This is a genomic window from Nisaea sp. (assembly GCF_965216895.1).
In the GTDB taxonomy this organism is placed as follows: domain Bacteria; phylum Pseudomonadota; class Alphaproteobacteria; order Thalassobaculales; family Thalassobaculaceae; genus Nisaea.
On the sequence record NZ_OZ244205.1, the window covers coordinates 1,103,643 to 1,129,841 of the forward strand.

Annotated in this window: 26 protein-coding genes and 1 tRNA gene; 17 read left to right on the forward strand and 10 right to left on the reverse strand. The window is 61.5% G+C overall.

The window, feature by feature from the left end:
* The 4 genes from ACOOE1_RS05285 to ACOOE1_RS05300 all read right to left on the reverse strand — a co-directional run bounded on the left by ACOOE1_RS05285 (position 1) and on the right by ACOOE1_RS05300 (position 3,267).
* The gene (locus tag ACOOE1_RS05285) at positions 1–321 is read right to left on the reverse strand and encodes a hypothetical protein (protein WP_420405291.1); all 321 of its coding nucleotides are present in this window, start codon (positions 319–321) and stop codon (positions 1–3) included.
* A 193-nt stretch (positions 322–514) separates the two neighbouring features.
* The gene (locus ACOOE1_RS05290) at positions 515–1,345 is read right to left on the reverse strand and encodes an aldo/keto reductase (RefSeq protein ID WP_420405292.1); all 831 of its coding nucleotides are present in this window, start codon (positions 1,343–1,345) and stop codon (positions 515–517) included.
* 36 nt (positions 1,346–1,381) lie between these two features.
* Positions 1,382–2,446, reverse strand: a complete 1,065-nt coding sequence (locus ACOOE1_RS05295) for an isocitrate/isopropylmalate dehydrogenase family protein (protein ID WP_420405293.1) — start codon at positions 2,444–2,446, stop codon at positions 1,382–1,384.
* A gap of 56 nt (positions 2,447–2,502) precedes the next feature.
* On the reverse strand, positions 2,503–3,267 hold the full coding sequence (locus tag ACOOE1_RS05300) for an alpha/beta fold hydrolase (protein WP_420405294.1): 765 nt from the start codon (positions 3,265–3,267) through the stop codon (positions 2,503–2,505).
* Positions 3,268–3,580: 313 nt separating this feature from the next.
* Here ACOOE1_RS05300 and ACOOE1_RS05305 point away from each other — a divergent pair, with 313 nt between their 5' ends.
* Positions 3,581–4,528, forward strand: a complete 948-nt coding sequence (locus tag ACOOE1_RS05305; protein ID WP_420405295.1) for a DMT family transporter — start codon at positions 3,581–3,583, stop codon at positions 4,526–4,528.
* Between the two features lie 12 nt (positions 4,529–4,540).
* On the opposite strand, the gene ACOOE1_RS05310 is transcribed toward ACOOE1_RS05305, so the two are convergent.
* Both ACOOE1_RS05310 and ACOOE1_RS05315 read right to left on the reverse strand, forming a co-directional pair.
* Positions 4,541–7,717, reverse strand: a complete 3,177-nt coding sequence (locus ACOOE1_RS05310) for a PAS domain-containing protein (protein WP_420405296.1) — start codon at positions 7,715–7,717, stop codon at positions 4,541–4,543.
* 181 nt (positions 7,718–7,898) lie between these two features.
* Positions 7,899–9,095 (reverse strand): hypothetical protein, encoded by a 1,197-nt coding sequence (locus ACOOE1_RS05315; protein WP_420405297.1) that lies wholly within the window; start codon positions 9,093–9,095, stop codon positions 7,899–7,901.
* Between the two features lie 336 nt (positions 9,096–9,431).
* On the opposite strand from ACOOE1_RS05315, the gene ACOOE1_RS05320 reads away from it, so the two are divergent.
* On the forward strand, positions 9,432–9,830 hold the full coding sequence (locus ACOOE1_RS05320; protein WP_420405298.1) for a hypothetical protein: 399 nt from the start codon (positions 9,432–9,434) through the stop codon (positions 9,828–9,830).
* 102 nt (positions 9,831–9,932) lie between these two features.
* Positions 9,933–10,008: transfer RNA gene (locus ACOOE1_RS05325), tRNA-Thr, on the forward strand.
* A gap of 10 nt (positions 10,009–10,018) precedes the next feature.
* Here the strand turns inward: ACOOE1_RS05325 and ACOOE1_RS05330 are convergent.
* The 3 genes from ACOOE1_RS05330 to ACOOE1_RS05340 all read right to left on the reverse strand — a co-directional run bounded on the left by ACOOE1_RS05330 (position 10,019) and on the right by ACOOE1_RS05340 (position 14,520).
* Positions 10,019–11,983: an ATP-binding protein gene (locus ACOOE1_RS05330; RefSeq protein ID WP_420405299.1), complete on the reverse strand. Its 1,965-nt coding sequence runs from the start codon at positions 11,981–11,983 to the stop codon at positions 10,019–10,021.
* Between the two features lie 166 nt (positions 11,984–12,149).
* Complete coding sequence (gene mnmC, locus ACOOE1_RS05335) at positions 12,150–14,120, reverse strand: FAD-dependent 5-carboxymethylaminomethyl-2-thiouridine(34) oxidoreductase MnmC (protein WP_420405300.1); 1,971 nt, start codon at positions 14,118–14,120, stop codon at positions 12,150–12,152.
* 4 nt (positions 14,121–14,124) lie between these two features.
* The gene (locus ACOOE1_RS05340) at positions 14,125–14,520 is read right to left on the reverse strand and encodes a cupin domain-containing protein (RefSeq protein WP_420405301.1); all 396 of its coding nucleotides are present in this window, start codon (positions 14,518–14,520) and stop codon (positions 14,125–14,127) included.
* A gap of 96 nt (positions 14,521–14,616) precedes the next feature.
* Between ACOOE1_RS05340 and ACOOE1_RS05345 the strand changes: the two genes are divergently transcribed.
* The 13 genes from ACOOE1_RS05345 to ACOOE1_RS05405 all read left to right on the forward strand — a co-directional run bounded on the left by ACOOE1_RS05345 (position 14,617) and on the right by ACOOE1_RS05405 (position 23,291).
* Positions 14,617–14,862: a hypothetical protein gene (locus ACOOE1_RS05345; protein WP_420405302.1), complete on the forward strand. Its 246-nt coding sequence runs from the start codon at positions 14,617–14,619 to the stop codon at positions 14,860–14,862.
* A 55-nt stretch (positions 14,863–14,917) separates the two neighbouring features.
* A complete protein-coding gene (locus ACOOE1_RS05350) occupies positions 14,918–15,670 on the forward strand; it encodes an SDR family NAD(P)-dependent oxidoreductase (protein ID WP_420405303.1) in 753 nt (250 codons plus the stop codon).
* Between the two features lie 13 nt (positions 15,671–15,683).
* A complete protein-coding gene (locus ACOOE1_RS05355; protein WP_420405304.1) occupies positions 15,684–16,058 on the forward strand; it encodes a hypothetical protein in 375 nt (124 codons plus the stop codon).
* Positions 16,055–16,906, forward strand: coding sequence for an alpha/beta fold hydrolase (locus ACOOE1_RS05360; RefSeq protein ID WP_420405305.1), 852 nt, complete (start codon positions 16,055–16,057; stop codon positions 16,904–16,906). Before ACOOE1_RS05355 ends, ACOOE1_RS05360 begins: the two co-directional genes overlap by 4 nt.
* 1 nt (position 16,907) lies before the next feature.
* Positions 16,908–17,369, forward strand: a complete 462-nt coding sequence (locus ACOOE1_RS05365) for a YcgN family cysteine cluster protein (RefSeq protein WP_420405306.1) — start codon at positions 16,908–16,910, stop codon at positions 17,367–17,369.
* A 73-nt stretch (positions 17,370–17,442) separates the two neighbouring features.
* Positions 17,443–17,634, forward strand: coding sequence for a hypothetical protein (locus ACOOE1_RS05370; protein WP_420405307.1), 192 nt, complete (start codon positions 17,443–17,445; stop codon positions 17,632–17,634).
* An 89-nt stretch (positions 17,635–17,723) separates the two neighbouring features.
* The gene (locus tag ACOOE1_RS05375) at positions 17,724–18,269 is read left to right on the forward strand and encodes a DUF2796 domain-containing protein (RefSeq protein WP_420405308.1); all 546 of its coding nucleotides are present in this window, start codon (positions 17,724–17,726) and stop codon (positions 18,267–18,269) included.
* 29 nt (positions 18,270–18,298) lie between these two features.
* Positions 18,299–19,012 (forward strand): ABC transporter ATP-binding protein, encoded by a 714-nt coding sequence (locus ACOOE1_RS05380; RefSeq protein ID WP_420405309.1) that lies wholly within the window; start codon positions 18,299–18,301, stop codon positions 19,010–19,012.
* A complete protein-coding gene (locus ACOOE1_RS05385; protein ID WP_420405310.1) occupies positions 19,009–20,268 on the forward strand; it encodes an ABC transporter permease in 1,260 nt (419 codons plus the stop codon). The genes ACOOE1_RS05380 and ACOOE1_RS05385 overlap by 4 nt, the downstream gene beginning before the upstream one ends.
* Positions 20,269–20,277: 9 nt before the next feature.
* Positions 20,278–20,808 carry a DUF3299 domain-containing protein gene (locus ACOOE1_RS05390; RefSeq protein WP_420405311.1) on the forward strand — a complete coding sequence of 177 codons (531 nt, stop codon included), beginning with the start codon at positions 20,278–20,280 and terminating at the stop codon, positions 20,806–20,808.
* Positions 20,809–20,918: 110 nt separating this feature from the next.
* Positions 20,919–21,302 carry a VOC family protein gene (locus ACOOE1_RS05395; protein ID WP_420405312.1) on the forward strand — a complete coding sequence of 128 codons (384 nt, stop codon included), beginning with the start codon at positions 20,919–20,921 and terminating at the stop codon, positions 21,300–21,302.
* A 30-nt stretch (positions 21,303–21,332) separates the two neighbouring features.
* Complete coding sequence (locus ACOOE1_RS05400) at positions 21,333–22,730, forward strand: amidase (protein WP_420405313.1); 1,398 nt, start codon at positions 21,333–21,335, stop codon at positions 22,728–22,730.
* An 84-nt stretch (positions 22,731–22,814) separates the two neighbouring features.
* Positions 22,815–23,291, forward strand: coding sequence for a PilZ domain-containing protein (locus ACOOE1_RS05405; RefSeq protein ID WP_420405314.1), 477 nt, complete (start codon positions 22,815–22,817; stop codon positions 23,289–23,291).
* 10 nt (positions 23,292–23,301) lie between these two features.
* Here ACOOE1_RS05405 and ACOOE1_RS05410 read toward each other — a convergent pair whose 3' ends face one another.
* Positions 23,302–24,759, reverse strand: a complete 1,458-nt coding sequence (locus ACOOE1_RS05410) for an N-acyl-D-amino-acid deacylase family protein (RefSeq protein WP_420405315.1) — start codon at positions 24,757–24,759, stop codon at positions 23,302–23,304.
* A 173-nt stretch (positions 24,760–24,932) separates the two neighbouring features.
* Between ACOOE1_RS05410 and ACOOE1_RS05415 the strand changes: the two genes are divergently transcribed.
* A complete protein-coding gene (locus ACOOE1_RS05415; RefSeq protein ID WP_420405316.1) occupies positions 24,933–26,096 on the forward strand; it encodes an NAD(P)/FAD-dependent oxidoreductase in 1,164 nt (387 codons plus the stop codon).
* The last annotated feature ends 103 nt before the right edge of the window (positions 26,097–26,199 follow it).

Sequence of the window (26,199 nt, forward strand, 5' to 3'; positions counted from 1 at the left end):
TCAGGAGCCGAGTTTGACCGAACGGGAACGGATGTCTTCGAACTTCGGGTTCGGATTCATGTCCGCGAGCGGATCCGTATACTCACCGTGCTCGGCAAAGATCGTCGCGTTTTCCAGGGCCGTTTTCTCGACCTTCCGGGTTTCCCGGGGGTTGAGCATCCGGAAAGCCTTGTCTGCATCGCTGTAGGCTTTGGTCTCAAGCGTCTTCGCGGCCTTTGCAATCGCTTCGTGGACAAAGCCCGCGCCTACCGTACGATCTACCGCTTCCGCGAGGATCTCGAGGCTCTTACGCTCAGCATATCTGTTATCGACCGCACTCATTGCCTCACTCCACGTAGTCGCGCATCGAAGCCGTGACGCCTATATTGTGGTGATTCGCCGATTTAAAGCCAAGCACTTTTTATATGAAAAGCATTTTCCTGATTTGAGCCCGACACTAGCGGTGTGAAATATCACAATCCCGCCCGCATCTTAAGTCATATACCCAAGTCGCCTAAAAACCGGACTTCTCGAACTAGAGAACTTCCAGAGCCCGTTTTGCGTCCGGAGGTGGAAAAACGCGGTTCAGGAGCGACACGTCCTCGTCATCCAGTTCGATATCGAGTGCGGCGCGGTTCGCCCGTACATGTTCCGGGTCGGACGCTTTCGGGATGGCAATGACACCGGGATTCCTCAAGACCCAGGCCAGTGCGACCTGGGCGGCACTCGCGCCTTTCTGACGGCCGATCTCATCCAGGACCTCATGCCGCAATCTTCCCTGCTCCAGTGGCGAATAGGCCATCAGCGGCATGTTCCGCTCGTTTGCCCATGGCAGGAGATCCCACTCGATCCCGCGTCGCGAGAGATTGTAGAGCACCTGATCGGTCTGGCAGCCGGCAACTCCTGCCGTCCGTTCCCAGGCCTCCATCTCCTCCACGTCGAAATTGCTGACCCCGTAGCCACCGATTTTTCCTGCCGCTTTCAGCTCCTCGAACGCCGCGACGGTTTCGGCCATTGGGTGAGGTCCTGGCCAATGCAGCAGATACAGGTCGATCCGATCGGTTCCAAGCCGCCGCAGGCTTGCCTCGCAGGCAGCAGCGGTACCATTTCGGCTGGCATTGTGCGGCAGCACCTTCGAGACGATGAAGACGTCATCCCGGCAATCTCGAACAGCGTCGCCGACGACTTCCTCGGCCCCGCCGTCAGCATACATCTCCGCCGTATCGATCAGCCGCATGCCGTGGTCGAGACCGATCCTCAGCGCGCGCACTTCATCGGCGCGACTGGCCGCACGCTCCCCCATGAACCAGGTTCCGAGACCGAGCGCAGGAACAGCGCGCCCGTCCGGGAAGTTTATCTCTCTCATGCGTCCCTCCCCAGTCGGTTCTCGCAATCGAACGAATCAGGCATCCGCGACCCGAGCCGCAACCGCCGCACCGAAGACATCGGTTCCGAGCGTACCGCCGGAATCCCGCGTCCGGGTTTCCGCATTTCCCACGCAATCCATGACCGACTTCTCGATGGCCCGCGCGCCTTGCCTCAGCGCGTTGCTGTCGCTGCGTTCCGCGAGCCACTCAAGCAGCATACCGGCCGACAGCATGAGAGAGCTCGGATTGGCAAGGTTCCTCCCCGCAATGTCCGGGGCCGATCCGTGCGCCGCCTGCGCTACCGCATTGCGCATTCCGGCATTGAGCGAGCCGGCAAAGCCCAGTCCGCCCGCAAGTTCCGCCGCTTCGTTGGACAGGATGTCTCCGAACATGTTCGAAGTGACGATCACATCGAACGCCGCCGGGCTGCGGACCAGATGCGACGCCATGGCATCGACCAGTACTTCATCGAGAGCAACCTCCGGAAAGGCGGCCGCCCCTTCCTTCACCGCTTCGAGGAAGAGGCCGTCGCTCAGCTTCAGCACGTTGGACTTGGTCACGACGGTGAGTTTCTTGCGCCGGGTCATCGCGAGTTCGGCCGCCGCCCGGCCGATCCGCGTTGCGCCCACCCGAGTGATCTTTCGGACCGCCAGCGCCATGTCCTTGTCCGGCATGAATTCGCCGCTCCCGGCGAACATGGTGCGGTCGGCATAGAAACCCTCGGTATTCTCGCGCACGATCACGAGATCCATGTCCTTGACCAGAGCCGCTTCGTTTGCGACGGAACGACTCGGCCGGATATTGGCGAACAGGTCCATCCGGCGCCGGAACTCGGCAGACGGATTGAGCCCGCCCTGCGCCGGCGGCGGGTAGGTCGCGGTAGAAACCGGCCCAAGCACGACCCCATCGGCCTCGAGTGCACGCTGAAACACCTCGTCCGGCAGTGTCGTCCCGTGACGGATAAGCGCGGCTTCCCCGATTTCGTGCTCCTCAAACTCAAGATCGAGCCCGAACCGATCCGATGCCGCCTTCAGCACCACCTTAGTCGCCTCGACGATTTCCGGGCCGATGCCGTCGCCCGGCAAGATCACGAGCTTCATCTGTTTCCCCTACATTCTTTTCCCGCCGTTCACGCGGCGTTTGGATTTCCCGGCCGTCAGAGAGACCGCCGCAGCATTTCGAGATAGCACGAGTTGAAGGCATCCGCCGCCTCGTACTGGACCCAATGACCGATCCCCTCCATGACTACGATCTCCGCTTCGGGGTCCGCAGCAAGGATGGCCGCGTTCCGGCGCTCCAGCATGCCCGCAGCCGTCACATCCTCCTTGCCCCAAATCGCGTTCCGCCGCCCGCGTATTTGGGGCAACGACCGCAGGACGGTGTCTGAGAGTGAGTAAGGCCGCGAACGAAAGCGTGCTCTTTGCGTATTCGACAACTGAATGTCGACCGCCAGTTCGTCGACTTTCGACGGATCGGAGAACATCAGAACCTCGAGGTTGTTGCGGGCCGCCGCCCGTCGCGACGGCTCGTCCATATCCGGCATGATCCTTACCAGACCATCCGTCGGCCTTTCCCGCGGGCCGAAACCGGCCGCCCCCACCAGGGTGAAACTGCGTATGCGCTCCCCGAACTCCACCGCGACGAGGCTGCCCGGCACGGCTCCGAACGAGAAGCAACCGAGATGAAACGTCTGGTCTGGGTCGAGGATCTGCTCCAATCCGGTCACAAGTATATCGGCCAGATGCTCCGCGGTCCCGGGATCCCCCGGCCTGTCGCTGTCTCCGAGTCCGGGCAGATCGGGCGCGATCACGGAGAACTCTCGGGAGAGCGCCACGATGTTACGACACCAGTGATTCCAGGATCCGAAGCCGCCATGCAACAGAACCACGACCGGTCCGCTCCCCCATTGGCGCCAGACCATCTGCCCCCCGCCGCAGGAGGTCGTGCTATTCCGTGCCGCCTGAACCAAGAGATCCAATTCGCACGAATTGGGAGAGTTTTTCATTTATTTTTCACCGATTGGAACAAGGTTGAATAGTGAAGATTTTCAATCAGGGGGACTTTTTTTTGCCCCGCTTGAAGCGGAAATCCGGCGGCGGGTTCGGGCTTCCGGCAAGACGATATGAGAATGATTTGGACATCCTGATTCTCGTTCAATCTCAAAGACAAACCGATTGACAACAACGAAAAAGATCGCCGCAATGGCGTCGTCGCTATATATGTAAGTGGGCCTTATGCCAGATAGTGTGGACTCAAGAAGAAGCTTGGTCGCGGACCGGCTGGAAAAGTCGTTTCCAGCTCAGATCTGGCACAAAGCTCCGGATAATGTAAAGGGCTGCATCTGGCTGGTTTTGGCGTCGTTGTTCTTCGCGGTCATGACCGCCGCAATCAAGGACGTCGGTCAGAGAATCCCGGTCTGGGAAATTCTCTTCATTCGTCAGATCTGCGTCATCATCATCCTTGGACCGCAGCTTTTTCGTCTATTTCCCACCGGTTTCAAGACCGAGCGCCTGCATCTGCACGGCCTCCGGATCGGCTTCTCCCTTCTCGCCATGGCCACCGGTTTCACGGCCGTAATCTACATGCCCCTGGCGCAGGTCACGGCAATCTCCTTCGCACGCACCCTCTTCATCACACTGCTCGCGGTGCTCATCCTGAAGGAAGTGGTCGACCTCAAGCGCTGGGGGGCGACCCTGTTCGGGTTCGCCGGTGTCCTGATCGTCTTGCAACCGAGATTCGACGGCATCGACTTCTATGCCGGGCTGGCGATGGTGTCCGCCGTCTTTGTAGCCGCCATCATGATTTTGACCCGGATCCTCGCGAAAACGGAGTCGCCGATGACGATCATGACCTATCAGTCCTTCGGACTGACGATCGCTTTTGCCATTCCCGCGGTCATGTTCTGGGAAACGCCGACCTACGAGGAACTGGTGATGATGGTCCTGACCGGTGTTCTGATGTCGCTCGCACAATATTCGAACATCAAGGCCTACAAACACGGAGAGGCGTCTGCCGTGCAGCCCATGGAATATACGCGGCTGATTTTCGCCGGCCTAATCGGCGTGATGTTTTTTCAGGAAGTTCCCAGCCTCTGGACCGTGATCGGCTCGATCGTCATCTTCGTCGGCGCTATCTACTCCGTCAGGGAAATGCGCCGCGACCGCGCCATACCTGAAGAATAACCGGCCCGCCGGTCAATTCTCTCCGGCATTCGGCATCAGACCGCGATCATGCAGACTGGCGATCAGGGATCGTAACCGGGGCCAGTCCACCGGCTTGGTTTCGAAATCCGTCAACCCGGCTTCCATGTATTTCCGACGGTGCTCCGGCATGGCATCAGCGGACAATCCGACGATCGCAGCGTTGCGATTCGGGCCGTCTCCGCCACGTATTTCGCGCGTCGCTTCCGGTCCGTCCAGTTCCGGCATCTGCATATCCATCAGGATAAGGTCGTACGGGGTCTCCTCAGCTTTGCGCACGGCTTCCAGGCCGTTGGGCGCAATCTCCGTCTTGTGTCCCCACTTGGCGAGCATCAGCACGATCAGGTCCGCATTGAGGGAATTATCCTCCGCAAGAAGAATTCTCAGGTCAGGTGTGTTGCCCGGATCGGCAGACGGCGTCGACTCCTCTTCGGAACCAGAGGCTTCCGAACCGGCCGAGGCTTGCCTGCTCTCGACGATTCCAAACCTCAACTCGAAACTGAATGTGCTCCCCTTCCCCACCTCGGACACGACGCTGATGCTGCCGTCCATGGCATCCACGAGCCTTTGGCAAATCGCCAGCCCGAGCCCTGTGCCTCCGAATTTGCGGGTCGTCGAAGTGTCGACCTGATCAAACTGATTGAACAGCCGCGGCAGGGCCTCTTCCGGTATTCCCATCCCGGTATCCGAGACGCTCCCTCGAACGATCAGAACATCCCCCTCGAGCGACGAGCCGAGACGCAGCTCGACCTTGCCATCCGTTGTGAACTTGACCGCATTGCTGATCAGGTTTGCCAGTATCTGCTTGAACCGCAGAGGATCGCCGCGTACTTCCCTCGCGGTGTGCTCGTCTACCGAGACCAGAAGCCTGAGGCCCTTTTCCGCCGCGGCGCTCTGGAACAGGTCGACGGTTTCCTGTGCCGTTCTCGCGAGGTCGAACGCGATCGACTCGAGCTTGAGCTGGCCGGCCTCGATCTTTGACAAATCCAGGATATCGTTCAGCAGGTTCTGCAACGTGTTCGCGCACTGCCCCAGGACATCGAGATACCCCCGCTGAGACTTGTTCAGCTTTTCGCCGCGCAACATCTCGACCATTCCAAGCAGTCCGGTCATCGGCGTGCGGATTTCGTGGCTCATCATCGCCAGGAACTGAGACTTGGCTTCGTTCGCGGCTTCCGCGGCGAGACGCGCGGTGTCCAGATCCGCAGCCAGTTTTTCCAATGCATCGTTCTGCTCGGAAAGCCGGGCATGCGCGATCTCGAGCGCTGTTTCCCTGCGCTTCAGATCGGTCACATCCGTCACCGTCGAGACCGTACCGCCGTCCCTGGACGGGCGTTCGGCAATCAGGAACACGCGTCCATCGGGAACGCTGACAAGAATCGGGTCCTCCCCGGGGCTCCGGTGCCACTCCATCCGCTCCCTGATCCAGCGCTCCGGATCCTCGACCTCCCTTGGCAACAGATCGTGCTTGTGCAGAAGACGCAAATAGTCCTCGAAGCGCAGTCCCGGCGCCACGAATTCGGCAACTTCCGGACGCAGGTTCCGATAGGTGTCGTTGAAAATGACCAGTCGATCCTGCGAGTCATAGTAAGCGAATGCCTCGTCGATCGCTTCAATGGCGTCGTTAAGCCTGCGCTCGCTTTCCTCGATGCGCTCCTGCGCTTCCTTGATCTCGGTGACATCGACCAGAACCCCTGTCAGATCGGTCCGGTCCTTGGAAACCGACACGACCTGCGACATGTTGCGGATCCAGCGGATTCCTCTCAACGGCAGTGCGTAGCGCGCTTCGAAACGGATCAGGTCGCCGGTACGCAGTTCACGCTCCAGCGCATTCCGCACAATCGGCAGATCCTCGTCGATCGCGATCAGATTGGCCGTCACACCCATCGGGCTCGAGTCCTCGAAGCCGAAGATCTCCTGCGCCTTCGGACTGACATAGGTGAAGAGGGGCTGCTTGTCCTCATCGAGCGACCACTGACAGAGCACACCGGGCACGGTCCGTGCTATGTCACGCAAACGTGCTTCACTGCGGGCCACCCGCTCCTGATCGAGTTTGCGGCGCGTGGTGTCGACGATCGACCCGACCATTCTCTCCACACCCCCGCCTTCATCCTTGATTGCGCGCGCGCGCCAATGAACCCAGTTGTAGCGCCCGTCCCGGGAGCGGATTCGCACCTCTATATCCATCGTTGCGCGATGCGAGACACAGGCGCGGAACTGCCCCTTGAAACGGCCGAGGTCTTCAGGGTGCACAATGGCACTCATCGCATTCATGTCATCAGGCGGCTGCTCCAGTCCTCCAGTCAGAATATCGGCGGCGAAATCGGACCAGAAAAAGCTGCCGGAGTTCTTGTAATATTCCCAGACGCCGATGCCGCCGGCAAAAACCGCCAGTTCGTAGCGCTCCTTGATCTTCTCCAGTTCCTCACCGGCGGCGCGGTCCTCGGTGATGTCGCGCCGCATCGTGATCATGGCGCCGGTCTCGGTGCGGAACTCGCGCGCTGAGTACCAGCGTCCGCTCTTGTGCCGGCGCTCGCCAAGACTAGACACGCCCGCCTTTCGCGCGCGAAGGCGTTCGGCGACGTAGGTTTCCGGGTCGTTCAGGGCGAGCGGACTGTCGATGATCCGGTTCTTGAGGCTGATGCGGAGCACCTCTTCGAAAGTCTTGCCCTCGAGGTCCTCGATTTCCTTCAGATACGGAAACAGTTCGAAATATTTCGGATTTGCATAAACATATCGATCATCCGGGTCGTAGATGCTGACCGCTTCGTCCAACGCGTCGATGGTCTGACGCAGCAGTTCGTTCACACGCTGCGTCCGCTCGACATCCTGCCGTCGCGAGATGTCCAGGAACACCCCGATGATCGCGGCGACCTCGCCATCGGGACCGAATTCCGGCGTTCCGCGCGCAACCACGTTCCGCACTCCGCCATCGGGCCGGCGGATCCGCAGCGAGAGTTCGAACGGTTGCCCGCTCTCAATGCAGCGGCGAACCCCACTCTCGACTTTCGGGCGATCTTCCGGAATGTAGGCATCGAGTGCCGCATCGAGATCCGGCGGGCCCGCGGCTGGGTCGAGACCATGTACATGGTAGACCTCGTCCGACCAGAAGATGGCGTTGGAAGAGACATCCAGCCGCCAATAGCCGAACCCGGCGAGCCGTTCAGCCATTTGCAGCAGGTCGACTCTTGATTGCGCGCTGAGCCCGTTTGTATCGTCAGCGGCTTTTTGCTGAGCGGCCTTTGAAGAGCACATGTCGTCAACCGCCCCTCAGCGAAGCACTTGTCACAAGCACATTGGCATGGCGTCTAATCATCAAACGCAATCCGGTCGTCCTGCGCGTCCGGAACGGCTAGCCTACCGCACCGACCTTCTGTTCGATATCCTTGATCCGCTTGAGGCCGGGTTTGATCTCGGAGTTGATGAATTCCAGTCTCTTCACCGGGCCGCCACCATGATTGGGGAAGCGCGCCTCATACAAATTCAGCTTCACCGCCAGGCCACAGAGAACGGCACCGATGCTCACATGGTGCGCGGTCACCAGTTCCTGAAAGGACTGAAAGGAATCCGCGCTGATATTCTCCCAGAAAGCATGTGAGCGATGGTTGAAATATTCGAAACGACCGACGAGAGAGGTGGAAATCTCGTTGAGATCCGACTCGATATCGATCAGCACCTTCAGCTGGGCCCGGTCGTTCTGGATCTGGTAGTTGCTGTGGAGTTCTTCCATCCAGCTGATGAACGTCGGGAGCTGTGACATGATCTTGTCGAGACAGCTGCGGAAATAGGAAAGTGACAGGAAGATATCGCCATACCGCTCGAGGAACTTTGGCACTTCGGTCAATTCCGTATTGAGTTCCTCGGCAAGCCGTTTCAGCTGCGCCACCGCTTCATTCCGGTTCGGAGAGGCGACCATATTGATGATCTGCCCGACATCGCTGATCTCTTCCGACTTGTCGCCGCCATAGACGCGCTGAATAAGAGGCCGCGTGAAAGCGCGCATATATTCCGTCAGTTCGGCCCGCTTGGCGTCCGAAAGCTGAAGCGCCGAGTAATCCTCGAAACCGATCTCGAGGTTTCTGAGCTCGAGTCGCAGCGAGTACACATCGAACGATTCGAGGGTCGAGAGTTTTTCCAGAATGATCAGATCGTGCGAGAGCGCGCCGCCGACATCCTGAAAATAGCCATGCAGTTCTTTCGGCTCCACCTGGCCGCTGCCCGACGTCCCGTCGCGGAACAACTCGATCGCGCTTTCCAGACGCGCGTTCTTGATCATGAACGCTTTCTTCAGTCCGGGCGTCTGCAGTGGAATGATCGACAGAGGCATGGTGTGAAGCGAATCAAGCGCTTCCTCGTCAACCTTGTCCTTGGCTGCCGCCTTTTTTTCCTGCAAACCGACGCTCATTCGTATCAGCTCGTTTTCATCCAGCTTCGGTAACCATAATTCCTCAATCTGCTTAAGAATTAATAAACATAAATCGCCGCCACGTAAAAAAACCTGTGGGTTCGGGGCGCTTGGACTCAACGGAAGGCCTGTCGGTTCCCCCATTCCCGACGCTTTCCGAATTGAAAGCAGATTGCGGAATCGCCTTCCATCAACCGAACTCACAAATCGCAGAAAAACGCGCTTAACGGCCAAGCGTTTTTCGATGTTCACGCACCCATTGGCACAAATAGGTATGCAATACGCGAACAAATCAAAATCAGAAACAGAACAAACCGAAACTCAACAAAAAACATGTGCCTAAATGGGGGAGTTTTTCTCAAATCGATTCACGAGCGATTCACGATTTCCAGCTTAGAGTTCCGTTGTTGGCGGAGCCCGGCCGGGCTCCGCCTCCGATTTGGATACGTCAAGTAGTCGTAGATCGACTTGGAGTGATTGATGCTCGAAAGTTTAGAATTGAACAATCGGGACCCCCGTGGCCGCGAACTCTATGTTCGCCACCAGCAAGTCTATTCACTGCTCGAACTCAACGTGCGCTTGGCTCAGCTTCGCAACAACGGGATCGACACGGCCGAGATCGACCGGGCGGCAGAAGATCTCTCGGCCCTCATTTCGGACACCGTGACCCGCTACGAGGAAGCAACCGCGCCGCTCCGTGAGGCTCCCGTATATACCGATACCCAGATCTCGAAGCTGGAAAAGGCCCTCAATGCGCTCCACCAGCTTTGCGAATGCCAGGCGCCGATTTCGCGGCTCATGCAGGCGGCGCGCAATGTCGTGACGGCAGGGTCCTTGCCGCGCTTCGATCCACCGAGATTGATCGTCTCCAACGTCTAGATCCGCCGCGCCGGATTCGGCTGGTGCCGGTTGCAGACGTTCTGCCAACCGTTGCTGTTGACTGCCGGGGCCGCAGGCTGTATCCCGCAGCAACCCAAGGATGCCGGTTTAGCTCAGTTGGTAGAGCATCTGATTTGTAATCAGAGGGTCGGGGGTTCAAGTCCCTCAACCGGCACCAGTTCCACGCGCTAGAGACAGAGACTGCGATTCGCCGGAAAGGTGAGATCGACCGCCGTTCCCCTGTCGAGATCGCTCTGAAGATCGATCGTCCCGCCATGGAGTTCGACGAAGCGCTTCACGAGCGACAGACCCAGGCCCGATCCCTCGTGGCTGAGAAGGGCGGATTCCCGGACCTGGACAAACGGCTCAAGGACGCGGGACTGGTGCTCCTTCGGAATCCCGATGCCGGTATCCCTGACCTTGATATGGACGCGATCGTCGGCGTCGCGCTCCGCCGAGATGACGACTTTGCCTCCGTGGTCGGTAAACTTGATGGCATTGGAAACAAGGTTCATGACCATCTGGCGGATCAGCCTCGTGTCCGCGCGCAGAAAGGCTGCGGCCTCGGCGACCTCTGTCTCGATCGCGATCCCCCGGGATTCCGCAAGTCGGCGGAACCCGCGCCGGACGAACTCGAACGCCGTGGCGAGTTCGACTTCGTCCTCGGAGAGCTCGAACGTGGAGGACTCGATCTTTGAAAGATCCAGCACATCGTCCACGAGCGACAACAGATGCCGGCCCGACGTGACAACGTCGTTGGCGTATTCGACATATTGCGGCTTTCCGACCGGGCCGAGCATCTGGTCGCGGATGATTTCCGAAAAACCGATGATCGAATTGAGCGGCGTCCTCAGTTCGTGGCTCATCCCCGCTAGAAAATTGCTCTTCGCCCGGTTCGCCGCCTCGGCGTGCTCCCAGGCTTTTCGCAACCGTCGTTCGGTCGCCACCTGATCGTCGATGGACCTGTCCGCCCCGCGGTAGCCGATGAATTGCCCGCTCGAACTATAGAGCGGCTTGCCGGATGACGAGATCCAGGCTCTCGACCCGTCGCGCCGTTCGGTGAAAAAAACGAAATTGGCGAACGGAAGCTGTTGTCCCATCGTCGCGCTGTGCTCGCGAAGGTCCGACTCCGAGGCGCCGGTCACATCGCATTCGGCCAGTCGACGGCCGAGAAAATCCGATGCCGGACGGCCGACGATCTTTTCGAATGCGCCCGAAAGATAGGTAAACCTCTGATCTGCATCGGTTTCCCACAAGTAATCGAACGCGATTTCCGCGTGATCCCTAAACCGGGCCTCGCTTTGAGCCAGTAGCCCGACCTGGCGCAGCGCCAGGAACAGCGCGCCGGCAAACAGGATATTGACGATAAGTACGGGGATCATCGGGCTCACCAACCCGGTGGACGCGCCATGCGCCCTCACCTCGAGGCGGTAAATCTGATCGAGGATGACCAGATCGTGGGACAAGCGCGCGTCGACCGCCGCGTCCGGAGTATTCGACTGCTCGGCCACGAATCTGTCCCCATGGAAGAGTCCGACCGAAATCCGGCCGCGCGGGTCGAGCTCAGCGATGCTGTCGACGAGGTCGTCGAAACGAAAAACGACATTGACCAGCCCCAGGATATCGCCTTCACGCAATACCGGGAAATACGCCGCAAATCCGCTTCCGCTCTGCAAGAGTGTGATCGGCCCCGTCGCATGGGGACGCCGGTCCTGGCGTACGGCCTCGATCACCGCGCCCGGCTCATCCAACGCGCTCAGGTCCTTGTCCTTGACAGCTTCGTTCCCTTTGAGGGGTACGATCCAGCGCGCGACTCCTGTGCGATCGACCCAGTTCACCGCCTGAACCCCATTGAAGTTTTCGTGGAATTGCTGCGCGAGTTCCACGAACTTCGTTTCTCTTGTCGGCCCATTCGACGAAGCCAGTTGCGCGACCAGCCCTCTGATCGAACGAAAGCGGGTATCGAGGTAGTTCTGCAAATTCTGCGCGATATGGGCCCGTGCAAATGCGTGCTGGGCGGAGCGCTCTTCATTGTCGCGCGCCTCGATGACGAACTGTGCGTAGAGCGACGCGGCGAGCACGATGAGGAATGCGAGCACCGCAACCGTGACCGGCGCCCGGGTCTTCCGTTCGCCGAGAAACGACGCGAGCATGTTCTCTTTTTTCGAATGGCCTGGCACGATCGCTAGCTCTCTGTTTCTGCAGACCACAACTATGGATCAGGATCGATCACGATGTTGACTGCCCAACTGAGACTATCTCTGCAGAAGCTTAACGAATGGTTTTCCAGTGCCGACTAGTTAACCCTGATTCAACAGCTCAGCCCAGAAATGCCTTAAGGCGTCCCCGGCGGTAGGCCCGGTCGACAAATCGGACCGGATCTCCGGCCAGTCCTGTGGCCCGTTCCAGCGGCCAGACCTCCGAGAACAAACGCGCAACCAGCACTTCGGCCGCCAGAGGCGCCGTGACGAATCCGCGCGACCCGAGGCCACCGAGCACAAGAATGTCGGATGCCGGAAGTTGCGGTTCTCCGCGTGAAGTCCGTTTGGCGTAGGCCGAACGGAGGTCCGCCCGGTCAGGAACGGCGCCAAATAGCGGGACCCGGTCCGGTGTCACCGCGCGCAGACGTGCACGCCCTGCCCACGTCCCGTCCGGCGCGCCGATCCATCCGGCGAGACAGGAGGGAAGGTTGGTGCGGTTGCGCAGATGGTCCGTTTCGGTCACCGCGTCCTCCCATCCTGCGCCAATGCGGTTCACCGGATCGTGCGTCGCCCCCAGCAGATGGACACCGCCTCGCACCGGCGACAGATAGCCGCCCCAGGAAAGTGCGCATTTCAAGGGATCATTCTGCCCGCTCGCCGGAATCAGGGAGAGTTGGCCGCGCACCGGTGCGAGCGGCAGCCAGCCGCTCGCGGAAAAGCCCGCATTCGCAATGCCGGCCGAAAGGATCACCGTATCGGCTTCGCCGAGAACCTCGCCGCGTTCGTCCAGAAGACGCATCCCGCCACCGGTTCGCGCGATCTCGGCGACACGGCGCGTGACACATTGCGTCCCACTGACCCAGTCGCGCAGGAGCGTTTCCGTCTGCAGAAGCCCGGCATCGGCATGAAAGAGTCCGGGGCAGTCCAGCGGCACTCCGGCAATGCCGCTCGCGGCGGCCGCATCGAGGAGGTCGGCGCGTCCGGCAGGATGCCATGCGTGGCCGCGCGCCTTTTCCGCGCGGACGCGCGCCGCATCCTCAGCGAGCATGACAAGAACGCCGGTCGGATCCCAGGCATCGCTGCGGCGATACTGATCGACCGCGTAGCGATAGGCCGCAGCATGGAATCTTGCAGCCGGACTGTCACCGGCGTCCATGCGCGGCATGACCAGCGCCAGCGGGTTTCCCGAGGCGCCCGATCCGACTCCGCCCGCATCGAAGAATTCCGGCGACACACCCCGCCGTCGGAGTGCGCGGATCAGCGACGCACCGGCAATGCCTCCGCCGACGACGGCGATGCGCGCCTCGCGGTTGCGCTCCGCTACCGGCGCCGCAAGACGGGCAAGACCGCAAGAATCGGCCGGGGCATTCGCGTCTTTCCGGGCCACCGACATCTCGCGCTTGCGCCCGTAGCCCGATATTTTCGAGACCTCGAAACCGGCCGCAGCCAATCCCCGGCGCACCGCTCCCGCAGAGGTGAAGGTCGCGAGTGTTCCCCCCGGCGCCGTCAGCCGACCAATCCCCGAAAGCACCTCGTCGCGCCACATTTCCGGGTTTCGCGACGGCGCGAATCCGTCCAGGAACCAGGCATCGACGCGGGCCAGCAACTGAGGGAGCAACGCCCCCGCCTCACCCACCGCGAGGGTGAGCATTATTCCCCATTCCTCGAAATGGATCCGGTGCAACCCCGGAACCGGATCCGGATAGCGTTCGGCCAGTAACCTGGCGACATCCCCGATTTCCGGCCAGCGATCCAGCGCCCTGAGGCACTCCCCGGCGGCAAGCGGGAAGCCCTCTATGCTCAAATAGTGCAACAATGCGCCAGGTTTGCGGGTCTGCCGCCAGAGATCGGCGACGGCGCAGAAATTGAGACCGGTCCCGAAACCGGTCTCGCCGATCGTGAAGTCATCGCGCCCGGCCCAGGCGTCGGGCAGGCCATTCCCGGCCAAAAAGACATGACGGGTCTCGGCGAGACCATCCCCGGCGGAGAAATAGACATCACCGAACCGCTTCGAGAACGGAACGCCACCCTCTTCCCAGATCAGGCTCGCGGAAATGGACCGGTCCTCCTCTGCCGCGGGCCGCACCACCCGTTCAGCTTTCCGGTGCCTCGACCTCAAAGGTCTTGAAATTCGCAGGCGCCACGACCTCGATCAGTTCGAGATCCTCGGAATGCTCGATTTCGCGATGTTTGATCATCGGCGGCTGCAAAACGCAATCGCCGGCCTTCATGGTGTGCACCCCCTGGCCCTCGTACTCGAACCTCGCCCATCCCTTCAGCACGTAGAACATCTGGAACCTGCAGTCGTGCACATGCCAGGCGCCCGTTGCGTTATGCCCGTCTTTCGCGCGGATCACATGCGAGACCACGTCACCCTTCGACGCCTCTTCGATTCCGAGATCGCGATACTCGAAATAGCTCCTGAGACCGCGGGGTACGAACGGGTGCTCCTCGCCGACGTGATGCAGGAACTGGTGATTTTCAGTCATGTTTTTCCTCCCACTGACATTGGAATCAGTCTAGCGTTCGCTCGGTACCGGCCTCAAGTGACGCCGGATCGAACGAATGACTTGTCGGAGAGTGATATGTCGGACTCGGATGCGGGAGTCTTACCGGACGACGAACAGAAACGCGTTGCGCTGAAACTCATCCTCGAAGCCTGGGACGAGGCGGTGGACAATGGCTGCGCGCCGGAGATGGTCGCCTCTTCCGCGATCTTTGCGGCCTTGACCGATATGATCGAGAACTACGGTGAGCAAGCCGTGGCCGATATGGTCGCGGAATGGCCCGACCGTATTCGCGAAGGGGAATTCACGCTCGCATCGAAATAACACCGGACCGGCAAAGAGTCCGGATGGCAACAAAGAGGCTTTTGGGAGAAGCGCATTGAAGGACGGGGATTTCACCGGTCGCACGGCAATCGTGACGGGCGGCGCAAAGGGCATCGGCCTTGCCGTTGCAAAACGCATTCTGGATCGCGGCGGCAAGGTCGCCCTCTGGGATCTGGATGCGGAGGCACTCGCCGCCAGGGTTTCCGAACTCGGAAGTCCGTCTGGCCTGACTGCGGCGACAGTCGATGTGAGTTCGGAAGCGAGCGTGGCCGTCGGCCACGCCAATACGGTCGGCGCACTCGGGCCGGTCGACCTGCTGGTCAACAGTGCCGGCATCATCGGGCCGACCGTACCGGCCACCTCCTACGCGCTTCCTGACTGGAAAAAGGTTATCGATATCGATCTGACCGGCGTTTTTCTCTGCTCGAAAACCATCGCTCCCGGCATGGTCGAGCGCGGTTACGGGCGGATCGTCAACATTGCATCGATCGCCGGCAAGGAGGGCACCCCCAACGCCTCCGCCTATAGCGCGGCGAAAGCCGGCGTCATCGCTTTTACCAAAGCGATGAGCAAGGAATTGCTCAACTCGGGCGTCCTCATCAACTCCATCGCGCCGGGACCGATCGAGACCGAGATGGTCGCCAACGCGGACCCGAAACATGTCGAGATAATGATCTCCAAATGCCCGATGGGCCGGCTCGGCACGGCCGAGGAATGCGCCACAATGGTCTGCTGGCTGCTCTCGGAGGAATGCACCTTCAATACCGGCGCCTGCTTCGATCTGTCCGGCGGCCGCGCCGTCTACTGACCCGGGAGCCCCCATGTTCGACTGCCTTACGGACGCCGTCGCCAGCCGCCCGCACCTGCGCCATATCGGGCGCTACATGCGCTCCGCTTTCCTGCTTGAAGTCGGTGACACGCCCTATCACGTGACGGTCGAGAACGGCACCGTGAGCGCCGTCGAGATCGGTCCCTTCAAGATGCGGAGCTGGGATTTTGCCATCCGCGCACCACAGGAGGTCTGGGAGACCTTCTGGTCGGACGCGCCGCCCCCCGGCTACCAGGACCTGTTCGCGATGACGCGCTACGGCCACGCCCGCCTCGAGGGCAACACGGCGCCCCTGCTGCACAATCTGCGCTACGTGAAGGAACTGCTCGCCCTGCCCCGAACCCTGCGCCGGGAGGCCGGGCAATGAGCGCGAAAATCGAGCCCATCACAGGCCGCTATGTGCACCTGGAGATCGAGGACCGTCCCTATCGAATCTATTTCGAGGAAGCCGGCAGCGGCATCCCCCTGCTCTGCCTGCACACCGCCGGCGCCCACTCGAGCCAGTACCGGCATCTGATGTGCGACGGCGCCATCACCGACCGTTTCCGGGTCATCGCCTTCGACCTGCCGTGGCACGGCAAGTCCAATCCGCCCGAAGGCTGGCAGGACGAGGAGTACAAACTGACCAGCAGCTTCTATGTCGCCGCCGTCGAGGCCTTCGCCGAGGCGCTGGCGCTCGACCGGCCGGTCGTGATGGGCTGCTCCATGGGCGGGCGGGTCGTCGTCCGCCTCGCGCTCGAGAAAGGCGCGAAGCTGCGAGGAGTCATCGGCCTCGAAGGTTCCGATCATCCGTCGCCCTGGTACGACAACAGCTGGCTCGAGAGCCCGGAATTCCTGCGCGGCGATTTCTGTGCCGCTCTCGTCTCCGGTCTGGTCGCGCCGCAAAGCCCTGACGAGTTCCGCTGGGAGACCCTCTGGCATTACTATCAGGGCGGCCCCGAGGTCTTTAAGGGCGACATGCATTTCTACCGGACCGACAGCGATTATGCCCGCGAGAGTGCGACCATCGACACTGGCGCCTGCCCGGTCTTTCTGATGACCGGCGAATACGATTACTCCTGCACGCCGGAGAATACGATCGAGACCGCAAAGCGCATTCCCGGTGCCAAAGCGATCATCATGAAGGAGATGGGACACTTCCCGATGTCGGAAAATCCGGCCGCCTTCCGTGAAGAACTGTTGCCAGTCCTGGCGCGGATTGCCGGCGGCGCCTGACATGACAGTCGACCGCGACATCCCGGACCTGCCCTACTGGAAAACGACCCCGCTCGAGCAGATGAACAGCGAGCAGTGGGAAGCGCTCTGCGACGGATGCGGAAAGTGCTGTCTCGTGAAGCTGATCGACGACGTCACCGACGAGTTGCACTACACCGACGTCGCCTGCCGTCTGCTCGACTGCCAGTCCTGCCGCTGCGAGGACTATCCGAACCGCAAGGTCAAGGTGCCGGACTGCGTGATCCTGACGCCGGAACTCCTCGAAGACCTGGTCTGGATGCCCTCGACCTGCGCCTATCGGCTGGTCAGGGAAGGCAAGGACCTGCCGTTCTGGCATCCGCTCGTCTGCGGAGACCGGGAGATGGTGCACGAAGCCGGGATATCTGTACGGGGACGCTCCGTTTCCGAGGATAAGGTGCCGGACGCAAATCTCATCGATCACATCGTCGATTGGGCCGAATGAGTGACAAGGCGCCGGCGCCCCTTTTAACGCGCTTGGGACGACCCCACTTTTGCAAAGGAGAAAGGGGGCAGATATGAGCCGAGGCATGTGGATACTGGCTGCGCTGCTGGCCGTGATCGCGCTGGCGACAATCTACCAGGAAGAGTTCGGTGGCGGCGTAGACCGGCCGTGGGCGGCCTGCAAGGAAAGCATGGTCCAGCAGTGGCTTTCCGGGGATTGCACTCCGCGGGACGGCGCGCAGATCAACCTTCAGCCGCAGAATTGACGCATCCTGAAAACTCCTGTGGCACATGGATATTGATACGTTATAACATTTCCATCCAAGATCTGTTTCCTTCCATGGAGCTATCGGTCATGATTCGCACAACCGCCACATTCGTCCTTATGGGAATTCTCTCGCTTCCCGCTGCCCAGGCTAGCGAGAGTCGCTCCGCCCACGCGCACGAGCACGGTCACGGCACCCTCAACATCGCTATCGAGGACAACCGCGTCCTGATGGAGCTGGAAATCCCCGGCGTCGACATCGTCGGGTTCGAACACGAAGCAAAATCCGAGAGCGACAAGGCCGCCGTCGAGGCGGCGGAAAAGAAGCTCAGGGACGGCGCGGCGCTTTTCCGATTCAACGGAACCTCGTGCCGCTTCGATGAGGCACATCTCGAAGACCACCACGAGGCACATGACCGAAAAGACTCGCACGACCATGACGAGGAAAAACATTCGGAGTTCCATGTCTCTTATGAGCTTTCCTGCGACGACGCGTCGCGACTTTCCGAAATCGCGTTCCCGTTCTTCACGACCTTCCCGAACAGCGAAGAGCTGGAAGTCACCATCATCGGATCGCGGGGACAGTTTCACTACGAAGTCGAACGGAACGCGCCTAAACTCTCTCTGGAGAACTGACCCAGCTTCACCCGGATTGGCCGAAAGCATTGATTGCGCCACGCGATGAGAAGGGAACGCCCGCGATAAAGCTCTCGGGCGTCGCCTTCGAATGGACCGAAACCAGGTTCAGAATCGCCATCGATGCGTTTCGCGTCGAACGGGGTGAACGCGTCCTGCTGCTGGGGCCTTCCGGAGGTGGAAAGTCGACCCTCCTTGGACTCATCTGCGGGATATCCGCTCCGGCGCAGGGACAGATCGAGATCCTCGGCACGAACATCGCCAGTCTCTCCTCCGCCCGGCGCGACCGTTTCCGGGCCGAGCATATCGGCGTAATTTTCCAGATGTTCAATCTGTTGCCGTATGCTTCGGCGCTCGAGAACGTTCGCCTCGGACTCGCTTTCGCGCCCGAACGCGCCCGGCGCAGTGCGACCTCGGAGACGGCGATCGAGGACCTGTTGACGAGCCTCGCGCTTCCCGAGGGCGATCTGCGCCGTCAGCCGGCTTCCCGCCTCAGCACCGGACAACAGCAACGGGTCGCCGCCGCTCGCGCGCTCATAGGCGGGCCGGAACTGATTGTCGCGGACGAACCGACTTCGGCGCTGGATGGCGCCAGTCAGGAACGTTTTCTCGAGCTCCTGTTCGCCCAACTCGACCGGCAGGGCGCCAGCCTGCTCATGGTTAGCCATGACGACCGTCTGTCGCCGAGCTTCGACCGGGTGATACGGACAGAAGAGATCCTGACCCGGGAGGCAGGATCATGATCCTGCTCCGCCTCACCGGCCGCTCGATCGCCAATCGGAGCACGACCGCGACACTCACGGTCCTCGCGCTCGCGATCAGCATCGCATTGTTCCTCAGCGTCGAACGTGTCCGCACCAGCGCTCGCGCCAGTTTCGCCAACACCATTGCCGGCACCGACCTCATCGTCGGCGCGCGCAGTGGTGCGGTCCAGCTCTTGCTTTATTCCGTCTTCCGGATCGGCAATGCGACCAACAACATCACCTGGGAAAGCTATCAGGACATTGCAGCCCTCCCCGAGGTCGCCTGGACCGTCCCGCTCTCACTGGGCGACAGCCATCGCGGTTATCGCGTGCTCGGCACCACAGAAGCCTATTTCGAGCATTACCGTTTCCGCGGCGACAGGAAACTGACGATGCGGGCGGGAGAGCCCTTCTCGGACCTGTTCGACGCGACTCTCGGCGCGGATGTGGCGGAGACGCTCGGTTACAAGGTCGGCGACCCGATCGTGGTCGCGCACGGGCTCGGCGCTATCGGCTTCAGCCGGCACGAAGACATGCCATTCCGGGTTTCGGGAATTCTGGAAAAGACCGGAACGCCGGTCGACCGGACGGTGCATGTCAGCCTCGCCGCGATCGAGGCGATCCACGTCGACTGGCAGAGCGGCGCCCGCATGCCAGGCAGATCCACAACTTCGGACGAGGTCCGGAAGATGGAGCTGACGCCGAAATCCATCACGGCAGCGCTGGTGGGCGTCACCTCGAAGCTGAGAACCTTCAAGCTGCAGCGCCATATCAACGAGTACCCGGAAGAGCCTTTGCTCGCCGTGCTCCCGGGCGTCGCGCTGCAGGAGCTCTGGTCTCTCATCGGAGTCGCCGAAACGGCTCTGACCGGAGTTTCCGCAATGGTCGTTGTGACGGCATTTGTCGGCATGACGGCCGCAATTCTTTCCAGCCTGGCCGAACGCCGGCGGGAGATGGCCATATTGCGGTCGGTCGGCGCCGGCCCCGGCACGGTCGCCCTGCTGATGGTCTTGGAAGCCGCCCTGCTGTCGCTCGCCGGCGCCGTCGCCGGGACCATGCTGTTCATGGCCGGGCTTGCGATCGCCGGTCCCCTTGCGGATGCGGCCTTCGGCCTCTATCTACCGTTTGGACTGCCCACTCAGCGCGAATTCTTAATCTTGGGCCTCTTTGTCTTTGCGGGTATTGTCGCGGGACTTCTCCCCGCATTCCGGGCCTACAGGATATTGCTCGCGGACGGGATGACCATCCGGCAATAGGAGACTGGCGTGACCGATTCCCTTGTCTTTTCCCGTAGAAGCTTCCTCGCGCTCGCCGGTGCCGGTATCGCTGCCGGCAGCCTCATGCCAGGAGGAGGCGCCGCAGCCGGAGAGCCACGCGAAATCCTCTGGGAAGATCTGATCCCCAATCCGGACGAGCGCCTGCAGGCGACGATGAACCGGCTCGGCGTCGTCGAGCATGGCGCCATCCCCGAACAGACCACGGACGAATACGGCACGGATCTGAACACGGAGCTGATTGGCCAGGAGGTGCGTATCGCCGGTTATATCATCCCGCTCGATTACAATGGCGTCGGCGTCAACGAACTGATCCTGGTTCCCTATGTCGGGGCCTGTATCCATGTTCCTCCTCCGCCCCCGAACCAGCTTATCCTGGTACGCACGGAGGAGCCCTACGACCCGCGCGAGATGTTCGACCCTGTCTATGTCGCCGGAACGCTCGGCATTCTCAACGAGACGAACGATCTCGCCGCGGTCGGCTATTCCCTGCAAGCGGACCTGATCGCGCCCTACCAATAGGTCATCGACCGAATTGCACCGACGGCGCGAAGCGTCCTAGACTTGGCTCCCCTTCCCAATGGTGCCGTTCAGAATGAACGCCGCCGCATCACATTCAGGGAGCCTCCGCCATGCCGTCCGTCGGGCAAATGCTGACTTTCATCTATACCGAAGACCTCGCAGCGGCCTCCGCCTTCCTGGGCGAAACCCTCGGCTTCCGGCTGGCGCTCAACCAGAACGATCGCTGTCATATCTACCAGGTGGCGCCGAATGCCTTTCTCGGAGTCTGCATCAACCGTCCACCCTCGGCCGACCCGGCGGTCACGATTTCCTTCGTCTCCGACGACGTCGACGGCTTCTACAAGGAAATGACGGACAAAGGCGTCAGCTTCGACGGCGCGCCCGCCTACAGCGAGAAATTCAACGTCTATTCTGCTTTCTTCCGGGGCATCGGAAACTATCGATTCGAGGTTCAGGAGTTCCGCGATCCGTCGTGGCCGAAACCGGTCGCCTGACGTGACCCGGCTTTTACTGGAGCGCAAGAGATGAGCCGTGAAATCGCGATGATGAGCGCGACCGATTTGATCCGGGCCTATGCGGCCGGAACCCTGTCGCCTGTCGAGGCAACGGAAGCGGCGCTGGCCGCCATTGAACGCCACAATCCGCAACTCAATGCCTTCGTCCATATCGACGCGGATGGCGCCCGCAAAGCGGCGAAAGACTCCGAGGCGCGCTGGCGCAACGGGCGCCCCGCAGGTCTCGTGGATGGCGTTCCAACCACGATCAAGGATCTGGCGGACGTGAAGGGACTGCCGACCCGGCGCGGCTCGAAAACCACCGATTCGGGCTACACGGCGCCCGAGGATGCGCCTTTCGTCGCGCGGCTTCGGGAGCATGGCGCGATCTTCCTCGGCAAAACCGCAACACCGGAAATCGGCTGGAAAGGTGTCACCGACAGCCCCCTGACCGGCATCACCCGCAACCCATGGAACCCGGAAAAGACCCCCGGCGGCTCCTCGGGCGGCGCAGCTGCCTGCACCGCGACAGGCATGGGTGCCCTCAACCAGGGCACGGATGGCGGCGGCTCGATCCGCATTCCGGCGGCCTATACCGGCATCTACGGCATCAAGCCGACCTTCGGCCGTGTCCCGCAATATCCGGCCAGCGCGATGGGAACCGTGTCCCATGTCGGCCCGATGACCCGGACCGTCGCCGACGCCGCGCTGATGTTGTCCGTGATGAGCGGACCGCACGTGGCTGACTGGTACACCGCACCCGACGATGGGAGCGATTTCCGCCGCTTCTCCACAATGTCGGTCCGGGGCATGCGGATCGCCTTCAGCCCGGACCTCGGGTTCGCAAGGGTCGATCCCGAAATCGCCGGCCTCGTCGCCGCCGCGGTGCGCCGTTTCACCGAACTCGGTGCTCACGTCGAACAGGTAGAGCTCGACCTCGCCTCTTCGGCGGAGACCTTCAGGGCGCACTGGTTCACAGGTGCCGCGAACGTATACCGGGCGCTCACCCCGGCGCAACGCGAGCTCCTCGACCCGGGGCTCGCAGAGGTCTGTCTAGAGGGCCTCGAGATTACGCTCCCGGATTATCAAGACGCGATCCGGAGGCGGGAGAAGCTCGGGTACGACATGAACCAGCTCCTGGACAGCCACGACCTGCTACTGACACCCGCCATGCCGACGGCGGCCTTCGACGCCGGCCTCGAGGTCCCGCCGGGTTCGGGCATGCGGCGCTGGACGGAATGGACGCCGTTCTCCTACGCATTCAACCTGACGCAGCAGCCGGCGGCCTCGGTACCTTGCGGGTTCACCGCTGCGGGCCTGCCCGCGGGGCTTCAGATTGTGGGAGCCAAGTACCGCGAAGATAAAGTTCTTGCGGCCAGTGCCGCGTACGAAGCACTTTGCCCGTTCAAAATGCCAATTCCCGATTGACGCATCTCAACCGGTGAACTGTACAGACAGCCTGACTTCAGCAATAGTCTTGCTGGAATCCGATAAATGTCGGTGAGGTGCACTGTGACAGCACGTTCAGGCCCGCGTCCCGAGCAGTCAAAGCCCGTTTCCGAAGGGCTTGCCAGCTTGCAATTGAGTGTCGAGCGCGTCCTTGCGACGGTTACCGACGACAGGCTTGCGGCTGAGATGGCGGACATTCTGCACGACATCGCAACGCTCCGGCTCTTTGTCGACTTGCCCCGGGCGGGAGACCGGCGGCGGGACCTTCGGGAACCCCGCAGCGACATCTCGATTTTCAGGATCGACGGCAAGGATGTGGATTGTGCGATCCAGGACCTTTCGATCGGCGGCGCCTATATCGTGGCCGACCTGCCGGTCGAGCCGAACAGCGAGATCGCGATCAACATTCCGGAAGCCGGCAACGTGACCGCACGGGTCGTCCGGCAAACGGACAACGGAGTCCATGTCCAGTTCGAGAGACTGACGGACGATCAGGTCGTCGCCATCACCGAGAGTCTGCAGGCGCACTACATTCGCTAGAGCCTCTGCATCAGGCCGCAAGCGTCGCACCGCGCCTGAGCGCCCTGCCCGGCCGCGCACCGGTATGGGCGCCGCCGCCCCATACCATCCGTCCGTTGACGAAGACGCTCTCGATCCCGCCAGCAGGAGCTGTCGGCTGGTCAAAGTCCGCCCGATCGATCACAGTCCTCTCGTCGAACACGCAAAGGTCCGCATAGTTTCCTTCGGCGACCGTGCCGCGCCCCTTCAGGCCGAATTTCTGCGCCGAGAGGCCGGTCATGCGCCGCACCGCCTCTTCCAGCGGAAAGAGCTCAAGATCGCGGCAATAGTGACCGAGCACACGTGGGAACGTGCCCCAGAGCCGCGGATGCGGAAACTCGTCATGCGGCAAACCGTCGGAACCGATCATTGCGTGTTCGAACTTGAGGATCCGCTGCACGTCCTCCTCGCTCATCGAGAAATAGATCGCACCGGCGGGCTGCAATTGTTCCGCCGCCTCGTAGAGATCGCAGCCGAATTCCTTCGCGATATCGGCTAGATCGCGCCCGGCGAGGTCCGGACGGGCTTTCGACCAGGTGATCTTCACCCGCTCCGAGAGCGCGATGGAATCCGGTTTCAGAACCGTCGAGGACGCGCAATAGGGATAGATATCGAGGCCGATTTCCTGATCGTGCATGTGTTTCTCGAAACAGGCGAGGGTCTCGCAGCTGCGGCCGAAATTGTGTTTCCCCTGCACCTTGTGGTGCGAGACGATTACCGGACAGTCCGCTTCACGGCCGATCGTGAAGGTCTCCTCCAGTGAGTCCATGATCTCGTCGGACTCGTTCCGCATATGCGTTACATAGCGCGCGCCGAAGGCCTTCAGGCTGCGCGACAACTCGATCACCTCTTCGGTCGGCGCCTTATGAGACGGGGCGTAGAACAGCCCGGTCGAGAATCCGACTGCACCGGAATCCAGCGCTTCCTCCAGCAGCCCCCGCATTTGCTTGATCTCACCCGAAGTCGCCCCCCGATCAAGCCGCTCCAAAGTGCCGACGCGGAGCGTCGAATGGCCGACCAGGAAGGCCGCGTTCACCGAGGCGGGTGCCTGCTCGACCGCGGAAAGAAAGCTGTCGAAAGTCCGGAACTTGTACCAGTCGGGATCGCCGATCAGGTCGAGCGGGGGCGGCGGCGCGATGTCGAGCTCCAGCGGCGCGAGGCTGATGCCGCAGTTGCCGACCACCACCGTGGTGACCCCCTGGCTCACCTTGGCGTCGAAATCGGGCTGCGAGAGCAGCATCCGGTCGTCATGGGTGTGAACGTCGATGAAACCGGGCGCCACTATGCGATTGCTGACATCGATCCTCTTTCCGGCCTCGGCGCTGGCAAGATCACCGACCGCGACGATCCTTTCGTCCTTGAGGCCAACATCGGCGCGCCTGCGCGGCCCGCCGGTTCCGTCGATGACCTCTCCGCCCGCAAGTACGATATCGTAGGCAGCCGCACCCATCTTTCTGTCCCCTTTTTGATCCCTGTCGGTCCTTCGCGATCGGACTGCGTCGAACCGTGTCCTGTCAACGCCCCTCGCGGAACATATGCGCGGGCCACTCGGAACCATTGCCCCTTGAGCCACTCCGTCGCATGGGCGTAAGGTCCGGATCCCACCTTCGGAATACCAGAATCATGACCGACACGACTCAGCGCGCGGATTACCTTATCATCGGGGCCGGGATGGCGGGTGCCTCCTGCGCCTTTTTCCTCGCCCAGCACGGCTCCGTCGTGCTGCTGGAGCGCGAGGAGCAGCCCGGCTACCACACGACCGGGCGCTCCGCCGCGCTCTATATCGAGAGCTATGGCAACGCCGCGATCCGCGCGCTCAACCGTGCAGGGAAACCGTTCTTCCTCAATCCGCCGAAAGGCTTTTCTGATGCCCCGATCCTGACTCCGCGCGGCTCGCTGACCATCGCCGAGACGGACCAGCTCGACGCCTTGGACGCGGTCCGGGCGGAACTGGCTGAGACGACGACGGGACTGGAGATCGTCGAGGGCCAGCGCCTACTCGATCTCTTCCCCGCGATAGACCCCGAAAAGACCGTACGCGGCCTCTACGATCCGAACGACATGGATATGGACGTCCATGCCCTCCATTGGGGCTTCATCCGGGGCATGCGCGACAAGGGAGGCAGGCTCGTCACCGACGCCGATGTCGGTGGCATGACCCGCGGCGGCGATGGCTGGATTGTCGAGACACGTGCGGGCACCTTTACCGCACCGGTCGTCATCAACGCCGCCGGGGCCTGGGCCGACGAAATCGGCAAGATGGCGGGCGCGAAACCGATCGGCCTGATCCCGAAGCGCCGCACCGCTTTCACCTTCGACCCGCCCGAAGGACTCGACCCCGACCGCTTGCCCGCTGTCGTGAACGTGAACGAGGACTGGTACGTCAAACCAGAAGCGGGACGCTTCCTGGGCTCTCCGGCGGACGAGACACCGTCCCTGCCGACCGACGCGCAGCCGGAGGACCTGGATCTCGCAATCGCGGTCGACCGGATCGAGAACGCGACGACACTGAGAGTCGGCCGGTTTCACAGCCGTTGGGCGGGCCTGCGCTCCTTCGTTTCGGACAAGACGCCCGTGGTCGGCTTCGAGCCCGGGCTCGAGGGTTTCTTCTGGCTCGCCGGCCAGGGCGGTTACGGCATCCAGACTTCTGCCGGCATGGGCATCACTTCGGCCGCCCTCGCGCGTGGCGCGGCTTTGCCGGAGGAGGTCGCTTCTCAGGGCCTCGAGCCCGCCGATCTCGCCCCGGGCCGCCCGTCCCTCGCAGACGCCGCCTATTTCACTGACTAATTCCGGCAAAGGCGGAACAATGCGTGCCGGTTCCGACGTGCGGCAAGATCATGCTTTCGCAGCAAACCGCGAAAGCGTGACAGGAACGTGCAAATCGTTCCCA